General features: G+C 49.4%; 21 protein-coding genes. 14 read left to right on the top strand and 7 right to left on the bottom strand.

Going from position 1 to position 18,396, the window contains the following annotated elements; translation table 11 throughout:
• The first annotated feature begins 10 nt into the window (after window positions 1-10).
• The 5 genes from H6624_09840 (at window position 11) to H6624_09820 (ending at window position 5,051) form a co-directional block, all read left to right on the top strand.
• Entirely contained in the window at window positions 11-691 is a 681-nt protein-coding gene (locus H6624_09840) for an outer membrane beta-barrel domain-containing protein (protein MCB9084638.1), read from the top strand.
• Window positions 688-2,328: a hypothetical protein gene (locus H6624_09835; GenBank protein MCB9084637.1), complete on the top strand. Its 1,641-nt coding sequence runs from the start codon at window positions 688-690 to the stop codon at window positions 2,326-2,328. The genes H6624_09840 and H6624_09835 overlap by 4 nt, the downstream gene beginning before the upstream one ends.
• Complete coding sequence (locus H6624_09830; protein MCB9084636.1) at window positions 2,325-3,326, top strand: VWA domain-containing protein; 1,002 nt, start codon at window positions 2,325-2,327, stop codon at window positions 3,324-3,326. The genes H6624_09835 and H6624_09830 overlap by 4 nt, the downstream gene beginning before the upstream one ends.
• Window positions 3,327-3,332: 6 nt before the next feature.
• Complete coding sequence (locus H6624_09825; GenBank protein MCB9084635.1) at window positions 3,333-4,076, top strand: glycosyltransferase; 744 nt, start codon at window positions 3,333-3,335, stop codon at window positions 4,074-4,076.
• Window positions 4,077-4,244: 168 nt separating this feature from the next.
• A complete protein-coding gene (locus tag H6624_09820; protein ID MCB9084634.1) occupies window positions 4,245-5,051 on the top strand; it encodes a hypothetical protein in 807 nt (268 codons plus the stop codon).
• Window positions 5,052-5,113: 62 nt separating this feature from the next.
• Here the strand turns inward: H6624_09820 and H6624_09815 are convergent, their stop codons facing one another.
• Together H6624_09815 and H6624_09810 are read right to left on the bottom strand one after the other, a co-directional pair.
• Complete coding sequence (locus H6624_09815) at window positions 5,114-5,677, bottom strand: DUF2799 domain-containing protein (protein ID MCB9084633.1); 564 nt, start codon at window positions 5,675-5,677, stop codon at window positions 5,114-5,116.
• Between the two features lie 103 nt (window positions 5,678-5,780).
• Entirely contained in the window at window positions 5,781-6,791 is a 1,011-nt protein-coding gene (locus tag H6624_09810; protein MCB9084632.1) for an NAD-dependent epimerase/dehydratase family protein, read from the bottom strand.
• Window positions 6,792-6,970: 179 nt separating this feature from the next.
• Here H6624_09810 and H6624_09805 point away from each other — a divergent pair, with 179 nt between their 5' ends.
• Window positions 6,971-7,513, top strand: coding sequence for a TlpA family protein disulfide reductase (locus tag H6624_09805; GenBank protein ID MCB9084631.1), 543 nt, complete (start codon window positions 6,971-6,973; stop codon window positions 7,511-7,513).
• A gap of 50 nt (window positions 7,514-7,563) precedes the next feature.
• Here the strand turns inward: H6624_09805 and H6624_09800 are convergent, their stop codons facing one another.
• Entirely contained in the window at window positions 7,564-8,133 is a 570-nt protein-coding gene (locus H6624_09800; GenBank protein ID MCB9084630.1) for a hypothetical protein, read from the bottom strand.
• Between the two features lie 88 nt (window positions 8,134-8,221).
• On the opposite strand from H6624_09800, the gene H6624_09795 reads away from it, so the two are divergent.
• The 3 genes from H6624_09795 (at window position 8,222) to H6624_09785 (ending at window position 10,238) form a co-directional block, all read left to right on the top strand.
• Window positions 8,222-8,527 (top strand): hypothetical protein, encoded by a 306-nt coding sequence (locus tag H6624_09795; GenBank protein MCB9084629.1) that lies wholly within the window; start codon window positions 8,222-8,224, stop codon window positions 8,525-8,527.
• Between the two features lies 1 nt (window position 8,528).
• On the top strand, window positions 8,529-9,086 hold the full coding sequence (locus H6624_09790; protein ID MCB9084628.1) for a hypothetical protein: 558 nt from the start codon (window positions 8,529-8,531) through the stop codon (window positions 9,084-9,086).
• A gap of 123 nt (window positions 9,087-9,209) precedes the next feature.
• Entirely contained in the window at window positions 9,210-10,238 is a 1,029-nt protein-coding gene (locus H6624_09785; GenBank protein ID MCB9084627.1) for a nucleotidyltransferase family protein, read from the top strand.
• 272 nt (window positions 10,239-10,510) lie between these two features.
• Here H6624_09785 and H6624_09780 read toward each other — a convergent pair whose 3' ends face one another.
• Together H6624_09780 and H6624_09775 are read right to left on the bottom strand one after the other, a co-directional pair.
• Window positions 10,511-10,990: a hypothetical protein gene (locus tag H6624_09780; protein ID MCB9084626.1), complete on the bottom strand. Its 480-nt coding sequence runs from the start codon at window positions 10,988-10,990 to the stop codon at window positions 10,511-10,513.
• A gap of 107 nt (window positions 10,991-11,097) precedes the next feature.
• Window positions 11,098-11,925, bottom strand: a complete 828-nt coding sequence (locus tag H6624_09775; GenBank protein MCB9084625.1) for a methyltransferase domain-containing protein — start codon at window positions 11,923-11,925, stop codon at window positions 11,098-11,100.
• A 44-nt stretch (window positions 11,926-11,969) separates the two neighbouring features.
• Between H6624_09775 and H6624_09770 the strand changes: the two genes are divergently transcribed.
• Genes H6624_09770 through H6624_09760 form a run of 3 tightly spaced genes read left to right on the top strand, consistent with a single transcriptional unit; the run spans window position 11,970 to window position 13,736 of the window.
• Complete coding sequence (locus tag H6624_09770; protein MCB9084624.1) at window positions 11,970-12,239, top strand: PqqD family protein; 270 nt, start codon at window positions 11,970-11,972, stop codon at window positions 12,237-12,239.
• Window positions 12,236-12,712: a S24/S26 family peptidase gene (locus tag H6624_09765; GenBank protein MCB9084623.1), complete on the top strand. Its 477-nt coding sequence runs from the start codon at window positions 12,236-12,238 to the stop codon at window positions 12,710-12,712. The genes H6624_09770 and H6624_09765 overlap by 4 nt, the downstream gene beginning before the upstream one ends.
• Complete coding sequence (locus H6624_09760; GenBank protein ID MCB9084622.1) at window positions 12,699-13,736, top strand: radical SAM protein; 1,038 nt, start codon at window positions 12,699-12,701, stop codon at window positions 13,734-13,736. The genes H6624_09765 and H6624_09760 overlap by 14 nt, the downstream gene beginning before the upstream one ends.
• Here the strand turns inward: H6624_09760 and H6624_09755 are convergent.
• Window positions 13,733-13,891 (bottom strand): hypothetical protein, encoded by a 159-nt coding sequence (locus tag H6624_09755; protein MCB9084621.1) that lies wholly within the window; start codon window positions 13,889-13,891, stop codon window positions 13,733-13,735. The genes H6624_09760 and H6624_09755 overlap by 4 nt on opposite strands.
• Before the next feature lie 3 nt (window positions 13,892-13,894).
• Window positions 13,895-14,857 carry a hypothetical protein gene (locus H6624_09750; GenBank protein ID MCB9084620.1) on the bottom strand — a complete coding sequence of 321 codons (963 nt, stop codon included), beginning with the start codon at window positions 14,855-14,857 and terminating at the stop codon, window positions 13,895-13,897.
• A gap of 98 nt (window positions 14,858-14,955) precedes the next feature.
• Between H6624_09750 and H6624_09745 the strand changes: the two genes are divergently transcribed.
• Together H6624_09745 and H6624_09740 are read left to right on the top strand one after the other, a co-directional pair.
• Window positions 14,956-16,092: a glycosyltransferase gene (locus H6624_09745; GenBank protein MCB9084619.1), complete on the top strand. Its 1,137-nt coding sequence runs from the start codon at window positions 14,956-14,958 to the stop codon at window positions 16,090-16,092.
• 48 nt (window positions 16,093-16,140) lie between these two features.
• On the top strand, window positions 16,141-18,381 hold the full coding sequence (locus tag H6624_09740) for an AAA family ATPase (GenBank protein MCB9084618.1): 2,241 nt from the start codon (window positions 16,141-16,143) through the stop codon (window positions 18,379-18,381).
• The last annotated feature ends 15 nt before the right edge of the window (window positions 18,382-18,396 follow it).

The following is an 18,396-nucleotide window of genomic DNA, read 5'->3' as shown; positions in this document are numbered from 1 at the left end:
GGAAAGAATCGTGAAAGCATTAAAACTAGTTCTGACCTTGGCGATGTTGGCAGGTTCAGCTGCGATTCAGGCTGACATCATGGAAGATTTTGATTCCTTGGGTGGAAATGATGTTCTCTTGGAAAAGGCCCAGGCCTTAAACCCTGAAACCAAAATTGAAATTGTTCAGGGCCGAATTGTTGATCGTCAGTCTCGCCATGAATTCTATCCTGAGTACGGAAACATTCTGGGTGGAGATTCGTATCTCAATACCCAATACCTGGGAGCTAACTACCAATACCATTTCAACCCCCGCTGGTCGGTGGGACTGAAGTACTCGAACTACCTCAACGAGTTGGGATCAGAAGGCAAGAACATTATTAAGCAGTTTGGCTTTATCCCTGAGTTGGATTGGCCTAAGCAATCCTATATGGGCGTCATCAATTATTACCCCATGTACGGAAAATTCAGTTTCTTTGGTAAAGGGATTGTTCACTTCGATTTTTACCTCCTCGCCGGCTATGGAAACATAGAGCTTAAGAATGGCGAGACCAGTGCCTTAACTGGTGGTGCTGGAATTGGATTTTGGTTTTCTCAGCATCTGACAAGCCGCCTGGAAGTGAGGGTGCTCAATTACACTTCTCAGCGCCTTGCTGGAGCTGCGGACATGAAGCTGTCGGTCGCCAACTTTTCTCTGGGATACCTGCTATGACAAAATTTGCGAAGGTGTTGTTGATTGCCACCCCCTTGCTTTTTGCTGGTCCAGCGCTGGCAGAGGAGGATAGGGATAAGGCCGTAAGCCAGGATGACCTTCTAAATATTTTGGAAGGGGGGCCCGTCGAGGATGCCCTTTTTCAAGAGAGGCAGGAGCTCACCGTTTCACTGCGCAAAGAGTTGGGAAAAACCACTCCTGAGCAAAACATATTTTTGTCTTTCATGGACCAGAACCAGTTTGAAAAAGCCCTCTATCAGTGGTGGCCAGCATTTGAGAAAAAACCTTTCTTAAAGTCTGCCACGGGCCAGGCGGTTTACGCCTACCTGCTATTCAAAAATGGCCTGGAACTCAATGGTCTTCAGGCTCTTATGATGATTAAGGAGCCCAAGAAAATTCACCCTGATGTGGTGAAGTTGTGGCGGCTGCTAACTCCGGCTGGTCACGAGGCGTGGGGTTTGATTGACGTAGCCTGGAATGACGATTGGACGGCAGTTTTTGATGTCGCCACAGAAGTTCAGGTCAGGGCCCGGCAGATGTATGACCCGTCAAATACTGACAAAGTTTTTGAACTACTTCGCAAGACCAAGCTCAAAACCAAAGAGCGGGCCTGGCTGGAATGGCAAATGGCCCTGGGACTGTCGCTTCAGGGTGAATTGGCAAAAGCGGCCAAGGTTTTGTCTCACCTGATGAAGGATGAGACGGGACTGATCTCCCATGATGTTCAGAATATTACAGCAGCACGGCTGCTTTATCAGCAAGGCTATTTGGCTCCAGCCATCGGCTATTACCAAAAGATCAATAAAAAATCGGAGTATTGGTTCACCGCCCAGGAAGAAATGGCCTGGTCTTACATTCGTAAGGGTGAGCCTCAAAATACCCTCGCGGTCACTCAAACTCTCATGCATAAGGATTTTGCTCCTCATGTTGGTCCTGAAGTGGTGTTTCTTCGAGCCTTGGCCAGTCTAAAAGTATGCGACTATCCCGCAGTGGTATCATCCATCAACTCCTACCGCGAGAGATTCAAAGAGCGCGCCAAGATTATGGTTTCCTTAAGTGAAGCCGGTCAGTCAGAGGACGTGGATAAGCTTTTACTGGCTCTTCGTAAGGGGCGGGTGAAGCTCTTGAGTCTGGGTTCAAGTGCCGGTCGTATTCCCCGCTATGTGAGTCGAGATGAAGTTCTTCTTGGCCAAGTGCAGAGGCAGGTTAAGCTTGAAACAGAGGCCAAAACAGCTGGGGAACTTTATGCTCGATCCCTAACTGGCGGATCCGATCAGGTTGGCTTCCAGGCGCGGATTGAAGAGCTTCGCTTTGATGCTGAATCTCGTCTCCAGGCGGCCAAGAGTGCTATCTATGGGCGGATCAAGGATCTCGCAAATGAAGAGGTTCAGGAAATTCACAATATTCTGCAAAAGATGCATATTGTGGAGGCCGAACTGATTCAACAGATTGCTCAGGCCGAGCGAGTGGTGCGCGCCAGCACAAAGGAAGTGACGGAAAAGAAGGGTTCAACTGGAAGTCGTGACAAATACAGCTTGAAGTTTCCCTTTGAAGGCGAGACCTGGTTTGATGAGTTGGCAAATTATCGGGTTGATATCAAAAAGGGATGCCAAGCAATGCGCGGAGGGGAAAAGTGAGAAGGATCTCACAAGCTCTACTTTGTTTAGGCCTGATGGCTATTGGCTTTGCCTGTAGCCCACCAACGAGCAAGTTCTTGATTCCAAGGCCCGATCCGGCGTCAAAGGTGAAGGACTCTGTTGGTGACATTAAGTTGATATTCAAGCCGACAGTGGACATTCTCTTTGTCGTTGATGACTCGGGAAGTATGGGAGGGCATCAAACAAACCTCGCTACCAACATTGACCTGTTTACATCGGGACTGGGAAAAACTCAGATTCTCGATTATCACATTGGGGTAACGACCACAGATTTTGGATTTTCAACTTCTGGAACGCTTCGGGGCTTTCCTAACTTCGTCGACAAGAACACTCCAGACGGATTGATTCGCCTGCGCAATAATTTGATCGTTGGAACCAGCGGGTCGGGAACAGAAAGCGTATTTAAGCCGACGATTGATGCCCTATCGGAGCCTAACCTGAGTGGCAGTAATAAAGGCTTTTACCGTCCTGAAGCCTATTTGGCCCTGGTCTTCGTAACCGATGCCGTCGATCAAAGTGACTATCAGGCTCCCGACACCTATAATTTCCTAATGAATCTCAAGGACTGGGATCGGGAAAAGGTCATTTCCTATGGAGTGATCATTCCTTCATCGGAAAAAAACTGTGACCGGGATGATTCAGGAGAGACCCCACTTAAGATTGAGGAATTTCTCCATATGACCAAGGGCATTTCTTTTAGCCTCTGCGCCCCTGATTATGGTCAGCGTCTGGCGGCGATTGGCGATGACTTGGTCCGCAGAGTGGGTATGTTTATTCCCATGAAGCAAATCCCGGTTGTGAAGACCATTCAAGTGAAGTACGGTACCCAGATTATTGAAGAAGACGTGGATGCGGGATGGAGTTATGATCCTGGTCGCGTGGGAATTAACCTGGGACCTTCGCTGGCACTTGAAGAACAGCCTGCGGGCACTGAGCTTGAGGTGACATTTGTCCCAGCATTATTGGAAGCACCATAAGAGCTGATGAAACTAGGCATAGTCGTTCCTTGCTACAACGAGGCCAAGCGCCTCGATCAAAAGGCATTTCTGGAGTTTCTGCAAAGAGAGGGTGAGGACACCCTTTTTTGCTTTGTAAATGACGGCAGCTGGGACGAAACAGGCCGTATCCTTGAGGACATGGCTCAAAAGTCACCATTGATTTCCTATGTTGATCGTCAGCAAAATCGTGGTAAGGCCGAAAGTGTACGCGAGGGGGTACTTAAGCTCCTTGATGAAACCGACTGCGAATGGGTTGGATACTGGGATGCCGATCTAGCCACTCCACTAAATGAGATCCCTTACTTCAGGCGCACGGTAAAAGAGAGGCCTTACTTGTCCATGATCATGGGTGCCCGAATTCTTCGCTTAGGGGCTCAAATCGTACGTCACTGGTACCGCCATTATTCAGGCCGCGTGTTCGCCACCTTTGCCAGCTTAGCTCTTAGCCTCCCCGTCTACGATACCCAGTGTGGAGCCAAAATCGTCCGTCGTGAATTGGCGGCCGCCATATTTGCACAGCCCTTCTTGTCTCGCTGGCTGTTTGATGTGGAGCTACTTTTTCGCATCCTAGGGACGCCCATTTACAAGAGCCAAGGTATTGAAATTATTTATGAATTACCTCTTCATCGGTGGGTCGATGTGGAAGGCAGCCGAGTCAAGTTTATCGATTTTCTCAGGGCACCCTTGGAGCTGTGGAAGATTCGCGGTCACTATAAGAGTCGTTTATAGGTCATTCTCCGCCAAAGTTATCCAAACCTCTGATTTTACTATAATAATTTCAAAATGACAGCTGGGCAGATGTCGCCGTTTGCGCAAGGCGTCTTAGGTGAATTATCAAGGGCCATCGGGTAACAAGAATCTTTCTCCATGAGCCAACAACATTGATAAGGGGCATTTATGAGGGTTTTAAGAGCTTTAATAGAGATAACGTCATTGGTTTTAATCCTTCTAATGGGTGGGCATGCCTTTGCCCTTATCCAAATTCAGTCTTCCGCTATTCGGCCGACAATGGAGAAGCGAACAGGCAATTGTGGCTTGTCCTACGTCAATGTCATCTATTTGAACCCTATGGATCTGACGATTGCCTGCGAAGGGATTAAGCGGGCTCAGAGCTTTTTCGATCAATTTGGCTTTGATTCCAATGGCCAAAAAATTGAAGTGGAGTTCAAGGAAGAAGTCCTCAACCCTATCAAGAATGACAAGGGCGAAATCGTTGAGTGGCAAAGGGTCTATGGGCTCTATAACCGTGAAAATGAGAAGATTGAAATGTCCTCTTGGGGCACTGATTACTTGATGTCGCGGAAGGTGTTTGACTCATTGCCAATCAATTACGAGTACCACACATCGGTCGTCACTCACGAGGTATCGCACCGCTACCATCACATTATGAGTGTTCAAAGGGGCTTTCACATGGCCCACGCCACCAGTGAGTTCATAGCCTATAATGTTCAGATTGAAACCATGGCCGATAAAGAACGGGCTGAGGTTTTAGCTCTGTGGCCAGGCAAGAAGCTGGATTATGAAACTCACATTAACTCAATGATCTGGGCCAGTGACCCTCACGCGTTCGGAGTTCTGGGCTATCGATTTTGGAAGCAAGACTCTCCAGACATTTTAAGCAGGATGCTGAAAGGTGAGTTTGAAGACCCAGACATCATGCTGGAGGTGATGGGGGCGATGAGCTATAATCATCAGCATCAGTAAGGAATAAAAAACCGAAGACGTAAATGCCTTCGGTTTTTATTTGCTGACTCATTCCTAGAAGATCAGTTCTTTTCTTGAATTGTCTCAGTCACCATCTCTTTCATTTCGATCATGGTGAGACGCTTTTGCAGGCGGTCCTTCTCTCTTTCCAAGCGGCGCTGGTCGCTACGTAGGCGAGAGCGATCGCTGCTGGACAACTTGGCGTTGTCAAACTGGCCGTCGATGCTTTCAATGTCGTAGTCGATTTGCTTAATCTGAGAATCGATGTCGTACATCTCCTTACCGATCTTGTATTTCTTCAGGAACAAGCGCTCCAAATTGGCTGGGCAGACATTCTTGTAGGCACTGCCATTACGGCCAACTGTCATTCCATTTTCTGGCGTACAGTAGGTGGTCAAACCAACATCGCGACCTTTAGTGTAGACTTCGCGGCTGGGGGTAACGCCGTATTCGCCACAGGCCTTGACGTGTTGTTGGAAGCGAGCCATTTCATACCCCTTGGACCCGTCCATGCGACCGATTTCATGCCAGTCACCCATTTCACACTGCTCTTTGGAAAGAGTCGAACAACCAGCCAACACAGCAATTGCAGCGGCCGACATTACAAACTTAGCCAATGATTTCACAGAATCCCCCTCTCATCGTCGTCATCGTGAATGAATTGGTTTGTTTTAGACTCATCCAAGCTAGGCGCGAATGATCACAAGAGCAATCCAAAAGTCGGGGAATTTAGGAGATTTTAAAGTACTTCTGATACCACGCAACAAATGAGGCCAAACCCTCTTCCAGAGGGGTGTTGGGCTTGAACTCAAAGTCTAATTGCAGATCTTCCACATCAGCATAGGTGTCGGGAACGTCTCCAGGTTGGAGGCCCTTAAGTTGACGCACAGCCTTGCGCCCCAGAAGCTTCTCCAAGATTGTAATGAAGTCAGAAAGGAGCACGGGAGAGTGGTTGCCAATATTGTAGATCTTGTAAGGTGCGAGACTAGTCCCCGGATCAGGAAACTCTCCCGACCACAGGGGATTGGTCACTGGTGGGCGGTCCACGATCCGGGTCAGAGCCTCAGTGACGTCGTCAATGTAGGTAAAATCCCGATGGTGATGGCCTTCGTTGAAGACCTCAATGGGCTCGCCAGCGAGGATTTTTCTCGCGAAGGTAAAGGCTGCCATATCGGGGCGCCCCCACGGACCGTAGACAGTGAAGAACCGCAACCCTGTGCAGGGCAGGCGGTAGAGATGGGCATAACTGTGAGCCATCATCTCATTTGATTTTTTGGTGGCCGCGTACAGAGACAAGGGATGCTCTGTTCCCTGATGAACCGAGTAGGGCATCTTGGTGTTGGCACCATAAACACTACTTGAAGAGGCAAAAACCAAGTGTCGGCATTTTTCCTGGCGACAAGTCTCAAGGACGGAGAAAAAGCCACCAATATTGGAGTGAATGTACTCCTCTGGGTGTTCAATGGAGTAGCGGACTCCCGGTTGTGCGGCCAGATGAACCACCACATGAGGGGAAAACTCCCTATAGGCCTGGTGAAACTCCGATTGATGAGCGACGTCCATCTCTAGGAACTTAAACTCAGAGTGACCCGATAAAAGGCTCAGCCGATCTCTCTTCAACTGGACATCGTAGTAGGGGCTTAGGTTGTCCACAGCCAGGACGCTATCGCCCCGATCGAGAAGCTTTCGAGTGATGGCTGAACCAATGAATCCGGCGGCACCTGTGACTAAAATATCCAACTAAGCCTCTCAAACATCTGTTTTGCTGTAGGACAGCAAAGGTACTTCTTGTCATTTCTCGCTAATAGAATAGAAGCAAATGAAGTGAGATTCCATGTGAAATCGATGGAAGCGGGGAGAGCTAAAAAATGTCTCATGCTGTAAAAGGAATACTAGCCGTTGTACTGGTTGGCGGATTGATGGGTCTAGGCTGGTGGAAGTACCAGGAGTTTCTCATGCAAGGGTCCCGCCCTCCAGAAGGAACGCAGAAACTCAACCAAATGGAGAAAAAGGGTGTTCCCGATTTCACACTCAATACCCTTGCTGGTGAACCGATTCAGTTGTCGGCCCTTAAAGACAAAGTTGTTATTGTCAGTTTTTGGGCGACCTGGTGCGAACCCTGTGTTGAGGAGTTTCCCTCTCTCATGAATCTCATTCGCGAATTTAAGGGAGATATTATTCTCTTGGCCATCAGTGCTGACAACACACTTGATGAACTGAAGGCCTTTATCAAGGCCTTCAAGGCAGATGATCCCAACATCAAGGTGATGTGGGACAAAGATCAAAAGGTTGCCGATCTTTATGGGACTCAGGTTTTGCCCGAATCTTATATTCTTGGCTACGACAACACCTTGATTCGCAAGATCGCCGGCGTTGATAAGTGGGACTCCCCTCAGGCTTTAGAGTATTTCAAAGACATTGTGGACAAAAAAGACACCCCTCAGACTCAGGAAAACCAATAGGGCCTGCAGGTAGGCGCCGCCCCCTCGGGGCCATTGAGAACTTGTTCAGGTTAGAACTGAGCTCCCAAACCCGATCCTAGAGCCAGAAAGCTGTTGCCTTGGAGTGTGTACACGGAAACGTGATTGGTCCAATAGGCCACTTTATTAAACAGAAAAATATCAATGGTAAAACCATAGGTGCCGGTGACGGATCTCACATCTGGAGTGTTGGCGGCCTTAATCGTCGTCACGCTGGAGATATAGTAAATTGAGGTGTTAACTGGGTAATTCTTCATTGCTCGCCTCAAATCTCTGGGAGAGCCGCCGAGAAGAAAAAAACCTGGTACATCCACGCGAATGCCAAGCCCGTAATCGGTTCTCAAACTGTCGACCGCCTGGCTTCCACCCAGAATCAGCGAAAAGGGGCCTGACACGCGGAAGTCCAACTCTACAGCCAAGGCTGGTTCAATAAGGACTTCTTCACCACCCGATAATTTGAGATCCGTATAGCTGGTGTAGTGGCTGTTAACATTCAGAATAGACTTCCGTCGAGATGCGGCCTCTCCTGTGCCAGGTAAAAACAGGCCAACCATAATAAAGCAAAGCCACATAGGATGTATGTGTGGAGAGAAAAGCCTCATTTGTTCATTATACTAGAGCCGGCGACTCATGAGAATAACTTCGGGGTTGCAGCACAGGGATCGTCACCTATAGTCTTGAAATATGTGGATGCGAGTCTTGGTTCTGACCTGGCTTATGGCTGTTGGTCTAGGTGCAAAGGGTGAAGGATTCTTAGATGGTGAAGACCGTAAAAACCATGTTGTCATCAGCACCGTCGTGACTGCCGCCGGCTATGGATTTTTGCGCAGTCAGGATCACTCGCGTTGGTCGTCGGCCATGGGGGCCATCGCCCTCGGTGTTTTTGCAGGGGCGTTAAAAGAGGTGGCCGATCAACCAATGGATGTTGAGGATCTGCAAGCAGATGGAGCAGGGGCGGGCCTGGGACTTATCCTGGCCATGTCCTTTGACTGGTAATATGAAACTCAAGCACTTCACTTGGTACGCATTTATTCTCGTGATTTCAGGAATCGTTTTACACTTTCCGGCAATTGCACAGACCAACGAATCCCCCCATTGGGAGATGAGCCCTATCCTCGGAGTGATGCTGCCACAAAATGTGACGGGATATCACGAGAGCCTTGGTCTTGGAGGTCTGCGCATTGGAACGGGCCTTGAAACCTTTCGTCCTGAGCTCACCATGGTTGGAGGGAACGGCTCGGGGAGTAAGTACCAGGCGGCCTGGGTGTCTCTCAAGAATACCATTACCAGTATTGAACTTCAGGGCTTTAAGCCCTATTGGCTCTTGGGTCTTCACTACACAAGGTACAAGAGACCCGATCAGGACGGCACCGAATTCCCCTTCTTCCAAGCATCTGGGTGGCATTTTGGCTTTGGCGTCGAGCTTCCCATCTCACCCAGCTATGCCCTTCGTCACGACTACTATTTTGGCCTAAACCCAGGGCGCATTCTTCTTATCACTTTGGGCTTTCAAGTTCGTTTTGGTGGGGCTTCTGAGGCCGGTAATCAGCCCTAGGCGTGGGCTTGTCAAATTATTTACAAAGTGAAAAACATAGTTATTTCTTTGAATTGCGTGAAACGGGCGAGGATTCGCTCTTTGCGGCTATTGCTATTTAAAAAAACCTCGTCCTAGAATCAAATGGATATGGATCGATACACCATTGATCGGCTTTGGCCCCCAGAGGATGATTTCTACTCCAAGGCTCTGGAGTTTGTTCTCGAGAGGCGCTTGGACTATGTGCCCGATGCACGGGAATGGCAGGGGCTCCATCGGTTGATTCAAGCCCATCAATTGTCCGGACTGTTTTACTCCCGTCTTAAACCTAGTATGCCCGGCGACTTGGTCGAAGAATTTGGTCGTCACTGGAAAATGCAGTTTCTTCGCAACCAAGTCCACCAGGAATTGTTGGAAGATCTGGGTGTTTATTTGCAGGAAAGAAATCATAGTGTCGTCCCTCTAAAAGGGGCATCTCTGCAAAAGCGTCTTTACGGCCAGACGGGTGAGCGTTTTCAGTCCGACATAGATCTTCTTTTGCCCAGGGGCGACTTTGAAGCCGCTATACAGTTCCTCATGGAGCGCCGTTTTGCGCGGGCTCTTGATGACATCTTGTCTCCGCATAAAAATGTTTGGCATGGAGAGGTGGGTGGTCTGGAAGTGACGGTCGAAATCCACCGACGGTTGTTCGCAGAGGAGCCTCCCAAGTGGTTTTGGCAGACCACCAAATCAGGGATTCCGGGCCTGCGCTATTTGACCCTCGAGCAGGAATTGTTTTTTCTCATCCATCATGTGGCTCATCAACACACCTTTTTGAAGCTTTTTTGGCTGCGGGATATTGCTTTGTTTCTTAAGCGTTATGGCGGTCACTTGGATTGGGGTGAGGTTTGGCATTTGGCCGAACAATTCCATCGGGAAAAAAGCGTGATGGCCGTATTGCTCCTAATGGTTCGATTTGGACCAGAGGGCTGCTGTGAGGACTGGATGGCCTGGGACATTGGGCGTAAGGGCCGTTGGGTGCTCAGCCGTATCACTCCCAAGTTTCTGTGGCATGTAAGAGAGAATTTATTCTCTTACTTTTTCGTCAAGCATGGGCTTAAGGATACTTGGGGTGAAGCCATTACCTATGACATTAGATGGCTTAAGTCCCGAGTATCCCGCGCCCCAAATTAACTTTTAAAAACTGGCTCCCTTAACTGTGGAACCACAAACGCCTTTATAAGTGAAGTCGGTCCTTTACCGACCATTCTCCGCAAATCCTCACACGCCTTATCGGCCGCAGGCTCGTCTTCGGACTGCGTCAGCTTTGCTGCCGCAGTTCGGATACGCCCTGCGCGACGGCGAGGATTCGGATTTCCGGAAATGGCTCGGCATTCGGACCTACTCCCGGACAAAGTTTGGGCACGGTTTTGTGGTTCCACAATTGAGGGCTCCAGTTGTTACTCTTAAAGACAGTCCTGAGCTTCCCGGAGTTCGCCCTTTTGGCTGGTGAGTTCAATTCCCTGACCGACATCAATGGTTAAGGACTCCGTGTAGGTCGCCACACACTTACCATGCCCATTCAATCTAGAGGCTGACGTATGTTTTACGACGGTTAGTGGAGCTGCCAAAACAAAGCCGAACGACATATGGGCGTCTTCGACAATTTGATCCAGTCTGTTGAGTTCACAGCCTAGTGCTTGCGCGAGTTCGTGAGTGAGCTCGATTGAGCCTTCTTGTTCGTGAAAGATAGTGAGTTTTCTCCAGCCCTGGTCTCCTAAGCGGGTGAATGTTCTTTGCTCCTGTGGAATGCGGCCACCGGCCTCGATCACACAGCGGAGCGAGTTGACACTCACACTGGCTGTGGTGTTGATGGTTTCGGTTTTTTCGGAGGCCATAGCGGTCGTCCCCAACCCCAGGGCCAAAACAAGTGCGATAGCTTTCATGACGTTCCCCTTTAATTAGTTCCCTGCTCAACGAGGGAATAGGGGAAATCTAAGCGTTCCCGAGATATAAGAAAACTTGATAATAACTATTGGTGTCATAGGTGACATCAATGGCCGGAGGCAATGAAGACATCCCCAATGCGCTGGATGGGACGTAAGCCCGCCAGTTGAAGCTCACTCTTAACTTCAGCTTCCGACTGGTAATAATGAAAGTAGTGGAGCCCATCATGGGAGTCTTCGTGTCCCCAAAAGCCTCGCAGGGTATCTCCTTTGCTCCATGCCCCTGGAAACCGTCGCCATTTTATCTTGAGTAAGGCTGAGGCAAGACTTTGTTTTGAGAAGGGGCCAAAAGGAACAATATCTGGCTCAATAAAAACCAAACCACCTGGCTTGAGCAGATCCTTCAGACTATTCAGGAACTCAATGCGCGTCCCGACTGTCGGGAAATGGCCAGTCAGGCCAGGGGTGATAAAGATCAGGTCAAACTTGTCATTGGTATCAAGATCTTCGCTGGTGCCGACGACAAATTGCGCCTTAGACTTCCTTCTTCGGGCCATTTTTTTGGCCTGCTTGATCATTTCAGGGGAGCTATCAATGCCAGTGACGCGGATGCCAGCTTTTTCCAAAGGAAAGACCTCACGGCCAGCTCCACAACCGATCACCAGTGCCTCATTGAGGTCGCAATTGTTTTGAGCCCATTCAAGGGCCTCAAGTTCAAAATCCACAAGGCCCTTGCGAACAAGTCTGCTGTGAAAACCCACTTCTTCTTTGTTTTCATAGTGATTCTGTAGTGATTGACTGGCTGTTTCAGGAGTTTGAAAGTTTCTTCCAGCAACCAAATGAAAGGCCTGGCTCATTCGCCGGCGAATTCTCTTCGCTTTGGTGACCAATTTATCGGTATGGGACAGGACGTTCTCTAAGTCCGATTGTGTCATCAAATATCCTTATTCACTGACTCTGCCTGTGCTAGGCTTTCCCTATGGAAACCTATCGACAGAACCCCAGTATTGCTTGGAATGTCATTGGCGATCAAGTGGTAGCTTTGTCCCTCGGTGAGGAGAGAAGAATCCACGAATTCTCAGAAGTTGCAAGTGTCATCTGGCAGCATCTTAACTCAGGGATCAACTTCGAAGAGCTGCATCAGGTCGTAGTGGATCAGTTTGAAGTCGAACCTGCCGAGGCAAGAAAAGACTTGAGGGATCTTCTGGATGACTTAACCGCAAAAGGACTAGTTGAAGTTCACCCATGAAGGGAAGCCCTCTCCATTATTTTACAGCCACCGGAACCAGTATGTGGCCCTACATTTGTGAGGGTGATATTTTATTGGCGCAAAAGGGTGCCATGGACCGGCTGTGCCGCGGAGACGTGGGGCTTTTTGTGGACGAAAAGGGTGGAGTGATTGCCCATCGTTATTTGGGGCGAGGTGTTTTCAAAGGTGATCGCTCCAAAGTCCTTGAACCCATCAGTTCCGAACAGTTTATTGGCAAGGTGATGGCGGTGGGAAAACCGCGCCCAGGAAGGAGCCTGCGCTTTTACCGACTCGACACTTGGTCTCTGAAGCCCTTTCACCTATTTCAGGCACTGGCATCACCACTCAATTCTCGCTTTGATTTGTCCTCGTCTCTTGTTGCGGGGACGATGATGGGTACCAATCTTGTTTCTCGGGTGATTCGTCTAGGTGGCAGAACATCAGGGAGAAGGAATTGGCGTGAGTTCGTGTGAGGGCCCTGACATTCAATCCTCGGTGATGGAGAGAGCCATCAAGCTCTGCATTCCCGTCACGCTTATGATTGAGGTCGGCCAGGCCTGTAATTTTAAATGTCAGCATTGCTACAACTTTGATCGGTCGAAAAAACCAACGTCCCCGTTGTTACCAATAGATTTGTCATTGGCGAAAACTGCTCTCATTCAGGGCCGTGGTTTGGGCTGCATCACACTCTGTCTCACAGGTGGCGAAGTCCTGGCCTATCCTCATTTGAATGAGTTGATCGAAGAAGCCCGCAGGCTTCATTATGCCGTCAGACTTAAAACCAACGCTTCTCTGGTGACAAAACAGAGGGCACAGGAATTGAAGGCCTTGGGCGTAAGTGATTGTGAGGTGAGCGTCTACGGTATGAGTGAGGCCACTTATGAGGCCTTTACTGGTAAAGGCAATGGGTATTCGTTAGCCAAGCGGGGCATCGAGAATTTGCTTCAGGCTGGAATCGTGGTGACCCTTAACATGATTCTTCACAAGGGTAACTTTCGCGAGTTGGGCCACATGCTCAGTTGGGCTGACGAGCTGGGGGTGGACTATCAGATTTCTCAGGATTTGACCGAGCGTTATGATGGGACAAAGGATTCCCTTCGCTGGCGTCTTGACGCCAAGGAGTTGCGCGAGCTGTATGAGTCCTTTCCGCAGGTTTTTCTCACTCCTGTCTTCCCCCGTGAAACCTTGAATTGTGGTTGTGCCCGACTGCAAATTGCAATTGGCCATGATGGCCGTGTCTATCCCTGTCTGGGAGCTCCAATAGAGGTGGGAGATCTTCGCCATCAATCTCTCGAAGAGATTTGGCACCAATCTCCAACTTTAAAGTGGATGAGGGGCCTAGAGACGGAAGACTACAAAACCTGTGGGACCTGTAGCAGTAAGGACTACTGCCAAAGAAGTTCGGGCGCAGTCTTTGTGAATACGGGAAATTACCTGGGGAAAGATGAGTGGCTCTGTGATCAGGCCGAACTAAAGCAGGAGCTGATGTCCACTTAGCTCAAGAGGGTGTCACAGGCCGGACCACTGGCTTTGCGGCCACCTTGGGCACTTCCGTTGCAAACCTTACCCAGCTCCGCTTTTTGAATGACCTCGGTTTTGACCTGAGGCTTCGCGTAGGGCTTTTTCGTTTTCTTGGTGTCTTCTTTGTTCACGACTTAATTCTCCTCATCCGCGTTCTCAATTTTATCCAACCAGGTCCAAAAATCAAATCCCAAGGGATAACTCATTTTACCAAGAATAATGCCCGATCGGCTGAGTGCCCGAGTGAGCAACAAAAAGGCCGGTTGGGCCTGAAGGGGACTGTTGTCCAGGGAAATGGTCTCGCTCGCTAAAGGTCCAAGGGCCTCTGTGGGCGTGATTCTGGTGACTCCATAATGACGGGCATCTCTGTAAAGGTGAATGAGCCCAGCCACCTTCACGGGTCGGGTTTCCCAACTCTCCTCATCCCGTGGAATTTCAGGAATGGTGTAGGGAAGAGCCTGAGCATATAAGCCCTCCTGGTCAATGTTTAGGAGAACCTGGTCAGAGGCAATAACCTTGTATCCCTTTTGGCGACGACACCAATCGGCTAACGTGGATTTGCCGACTCCTGAGGGGCCATAGAAGAGCCAAGCCCTGTTGTCCCGCACAATTGCATTGGTGTGCACAATCAGGGTGTGATCCTGGAGAAGAAGGCGCGGCAAAATCATTCCCAAAAGATTGTCCAATGAGTCCGTCGAGCGAGGGTCCAACTCCGGGCCCATCACATAGGCATCAAGAGATTTTTCGTTATACCAAGCGACAAAATCCCTTTCGACAATCTGCTGCCAGCCATGGGAGTTCTGCCCAAAATCTCTGTAAGGCAGATGACTGCGCCACACGGGATGGTCGGGGTGGGAGAAGGAATCGGGAGCCAAATTGTAATAGATGTTAACTTTGGAGCCGACGGGAAATCCTGGTTTTGAAAACCGGGAGTAGTATCTTTCTAAAAAGCGAACACTTTCATAGCTGAGAGCAGATGAGTAGTGGAAGTTGAACTGGATGCGTCCCAAATAAAAGCGAATGGGACCACACCACACAACCGTATCCAGGTCTGTGTGGGGCGATGGGCTCAGCCAGTTGAGTTTTTCGTTAATCACACTTTCCCCCGGGTGATTCGGCGATAACTATGCCATAATCATAGCCGTGAAGCTTTTTCGGGTTCAAGGTAGAGGACGTCATTGAGGGCAGGAAAGCCATGCGGATACTGCAAATCGGCAAATTCTATGATCCAGTAAAGGGCGGAATGGAGACCGCTCTCCGTGAGTTGTCAGAAGGGCTTGCCGATAGAGGTCACAACATCTGGGTAGCTGTCTCTGGGGACAGTTGGCGCCTTGAAGAAGAAAATCCCCATCCTCGCGTCCATCTGATGCGTCTTCCGACTTACGGCAAGATCCGCGGTATTCCCTTAACTGATTGGAGGCCCTTGGAGGATTTGCTATCAGTTGGGCTCGATGTGGCCCATGTTCATTTGCCCAATCCACTCGGCCTAAAGGCTCTAGCTAAACTAAAGGTCCCCAAGGTGGCGACCATCCATGCGACAACGGTCAATCATCCATTTCTTTCTCCTCTCTACGATGCCCATTTGAGACGGTCACTTGAGCAAATGGACCAAATCATTTTCACCTCAACTGAATTGAGAAGGCAGGTCGTGCAGACGTGGGAGAGCCTGACTCATCCGGGAAGGGTGATCCCCTTGGGTCTCAAATGCGACTGGTGGCGGGCACTACCTCGAGTTTCGACTGATCTGAGAGGTGATCTGTTGTTTGTGGGACGGCTAGTCCCCTACAAAGGGCTAGGGGTATTGCTGCGAGCCGTTCATAAATCGGTAGCGAAGCCTAGATTGGTGATCGTGGGTGATGGTCCAGAAAAGGGGCGGCTGATCAAATTAAGCCACGAATTGGGGATTGATCACCAGGTGATCTTTGCAGGCCACATCGAAGAGCAGGAGCTTCATCGCATTTATATGAACAGTCGAGTGGTGGTTCTTCCCTCCCTTAATGGGGCCGAGGCCTTTGGTCTATCCATGGTCGAAGGTCTAGCTTCCGGGAGGCCATTGATCTGTTCCGATTTGCCCACAGGAGTCAGGGGAGTGAACCTCCACGGTGAAACCGGTCTTCGTGTGCCACCCAATGACGTGGGTGCATTAAGTAATGCTATTGACCGAGTATTAGGTGAGCCAATTCTCTACGGACAAATGTCGAGAAATGCCCGCAGACATTACGAGTCCCATTTTACCCGCGAAACCATGGTGGATCGCCACCTGGACCTTTATCAAGAAGTGTGTGGATTAAGAACGGACAAAATCTCCGCCCCACTCCATATCCAGCCTTGAGCTAAAACACCGAATTTCCGAAGTAAATATTGGAAGTAAGAGGTGGAAATGAGCTCAGAGCGAGGCCCACAGTCGGGACCTCAAATCCCGTTTGGCAGCGATAGTGTCGAGATCAATCTCGTTGATCTTGTTAGGTACATCTACAACCACCGGGTCGTGGTGATTATCATCACTCTTGCTTTCCCTGCGCTCGCCGGTCTGTGGTCCTTTTTTGTTCGCCGGCCAGTGTTTAAGAGTCATGCCATCATCAACGTTAACCTTAGCTCCAAATCTCAGACCATCAGCATGGCGCGGTTTTCCTACTGGTTTGAAGAGCAGGAGATGTTGAACAAAATCTATCTCACCGAACAGTTTTTTAATTCGAAGAAGTATCGCGAGGCCCTGCTTGACGAAGTTGAGGGCGTGACCAACAAGTGTCCAGAACCTGATCTTTGCAAGGCCTACAAGGATGCAATTGGCGCCTATTTGAAGGCTGCCGACCTAAAAGAAAGAGATGATCGAGCCTCCTATTTGGTGGGTTTTCTTGAGATATTTAGTGATGCCAACAAATACAGTATGACGGTGACAGGTCAGACGTCTGATCCTTACTTCTCCTTGGCACTGACGGACCTGGCTGCGATTACCTTGGTGGAGCTCAATCATCAGGTCTTGTTAGATCGCACATTCAAAGTCAAAAAGTTTCTCGAGGCGCAAACCGAGGACACCAGACTTGATCTGGAAAAGCTAGAGCTGAAACTCGTCGATTTGCAGCGAGAGAGAAAGATCCTGGCCGCCCCAGAGGTGCAAGCCAAACTCAACAACGTATTTATCGATCAAAGAACAAAGCTCCAGGAACTCCGGCGTGAGCTCGCGGCAGCTGAGTTGTTTTTGAAAGAAATGAACTTCGAAGTGTCCCGGTTCCGGGAGGACATGGCCTCTGAAAAGGGTGCCTCACAGCTTTATTTGAGTCAGGCTCAGCGCCGGTTTGATCTCCTCAAATACCAATTGGCAGTAAAAGGACTGGCCCGCGATCCGGCAAGTGAAGGAGCCAACGTTAGCGCCAACTCCGAGCTAGATGGATACCGCAAGGTTTTGCGTGAATCCAAGGATCAGTTAATTGCTCTGGACCCTTGGAAGCACTTGCAAGAGATGGAGCAACTGATTGCCGAGACCAAGCAAAAGCGATCGCTCCTAGCCAGTGAGATCAAGGCCAGTGAATCTTCATTGGAAAACAGCCAGGGCGACTATGCGGCAATTCCGGAGACATTTAGGCAAGTCTCAGAGCTCAAGCGCAATATCCAACTGACGACGGAGCTCTATGCCTTGCTCAAAACACGACTGGCGGAGACGCAAATTCAAGAGGCGGGTCGCTCCAATGATTTGATTATCATGTCTTTTGCTGAAAGAGCACGTCGCCCAGCAGGCATGGGAATGCTTAGGCGCTTTGTGATGGCTTCAGCCGGCGGGTTCTCGATGAGTGTCCTGTTTTTATTTTTGGTCTACATTTTGATTCCCACGGTTCGTAACAAGAACGATCTAGAGAATATGGGTGTTAAAGTGGTCGGGGAGTATGAACTCTACCGATCCAACAAAGTGGGTCTTTTGACCGACAAGACCAAACCCATTATTTTGGCTGAGCGCTCTAACAGTGCAGACGCCAATGCCGTACGCTATACGAGGTTTCGAATCGAGCAAGACATGGGATTGAAGAAGGACTCCATGGAACACCAGGGCAAGCTAGTGGCTATGTGCAGTGTCAATACCGGCGAGGGAAAGACTTTTGCCGCGGCCAACATGGCCTATGCCTTTGCACTGGCAGACTTCAAGACTCTACTTTTCGATGGCGACTTTGAGAAGTCAGATCTCAAGCACTATTTCTCTGACCTCGATCAGCCCGAGGATTTGCTTATTGTCAATGAAGACGACCGGGTGAATTTCACGAGAAGTTTTGTCAGGCGCAATCTCCATTTGATAGAGACGAATCATTTTACGGCCAACGCCGTGGATTATATGGAGAGTGTTGTTTTCCACAACTTCCTGACAGCCCTCAGGGAGGAATATGACATTATCATAATCGACAGCCCGCCGATGAAGGGCCACATCTCGCCCATTTTGCTTTCGCGGGAGTCAGATGCGGTGATCTTTGTTGCCAACCAAAGGGCGACTATCCGCGATGATATTATTTTTAGTCTGCAAAAGCTTCGGGAAACCTTTAAAGGACCCATTTTTGGGATTCTCAATTTTATTTACGAAGACATTTCCGGCAAACGGAAACACTTGAAATCTCGGACGGCGAAAAAAGCAGCCTAGCGGGAGCAGTCAGAT

This window comes from Pseudobdellovibrionaceae bacterium, from assembly GCA_020635075.1.
In the GTDB taxonomy this organism is placed as follows: domain Bacteria; phylum Bdellovibrionota; class Bdellovibrionia; order Bdellovibrionales; family UBA1609; genus JADZEO01.
Note: the sequence above shows the minus strand (reverse complement) of the source record. Positions and strands in the feature narration are given on the sequence as shown.

What these genes read in the sequence shown, in the direction of transcription:
- H6624_09835 (MCB9084637.1), top strand. Translation starts at nt 688, where the DNA reads ATGACAAAATTTGCGAAGGTGTTGTTGATTGCCACCCCCTTGCTTTTT.
- H6624_09770 (MCB9084624.1), top strand. Translation starts at nt 11,970, where the DNA reads ATGGAAACCTATCGACAGAACCCCAGTATTGCTTGGAATGTCATTGGC.
- H6624_09820 (MCB9084634.1), top strand. Translation starts at nt 4,245, where the DNA reads ATGAGGGTTTTAAGAGCTTTAATAGAGATAACGTCATTGGTTTTAATC.
- H6624_09745 (MCB9084619.1), top strand. Translation starts at nt 14,956, where the DNA reads ATGCGGATACTGCAAATCGGCAAATTCTATGATCCAGTAAAGGGCGGA.
- H6624_09790 (MCB9084628.1), top strand. Translation starts at nt 8,529, where the DNA reads ATGAAACTCAAGCACTTCACTTGGTACGCATTTATTCTCGTGATTTCA.
- H6624_09805 (MCB9084631.1), top strand. Translation starts at nt 6,971, where the DNA reads ATGGGTCTAGGCTGGTGGAAGTACCAGGAGTTTCTCATGCAAGGGTCC.
- H6624_09800 (MCB9084630.1), bottom strand. Translation starts at nt 8,133, where the DNA reads ATGAGGCTTTTCTCTCCACACATACATCCTATGTGGCTTTGCTTTATT.
- H6624_09785 (MCB9084627.1), top strand. Translation starts at nt 9,210, where the DNA reads ATGGATATGGATCGATACACCATTGATCGGCTTTGGCCCCCAGAGGAT.
- H6624_09775 (MCB9084625.1), bottom strand. Translation starts at nt 11,925, where the DNA reads ATGACACAATCGGACTTAGAGAACGTCCTGTCCCATACCGATAAATTG.
- H6624_09740 (MCB9084618.1), top strand. Translation starts at nt 16,141, where the DNA reads ATGAGCTCAGAGCGAGGCCCACAGTCGGGACCTCAAATCCCGTTTGGC.
- H6624_09795 (MCB9084629.1), top strand. Translation starts at nt 8,222, where the DNA reads ATGCGAGTCTTGGTTCTGACCTGGCTTATGGCTGTTGGTCTAGGTGCA.
- H6624_09780 (MCB9084626.1), bottom strand. Translation starts at nt 10,990, where the DNA reads ATGAAAGCTATCGCACTTGTTTTGGCCCTGGGGTTGGGGACGACCGCT.
- H6624_09825 (MCB9084635.1), top strand. Translation starts at nt 3,333, where the DNA reads ATGAAACTAGGCATAGTCGTTCCTTGCTACAACGAGGCCAAGCGCCTC.
- H6624_09765 (MCB9084623.1), top strand. Translation starts at nt 12,236, where the DNA reads ATGAAGGGAAGCCCTCTCCATTATTTTACAGCCACCGGAACCAGTATG.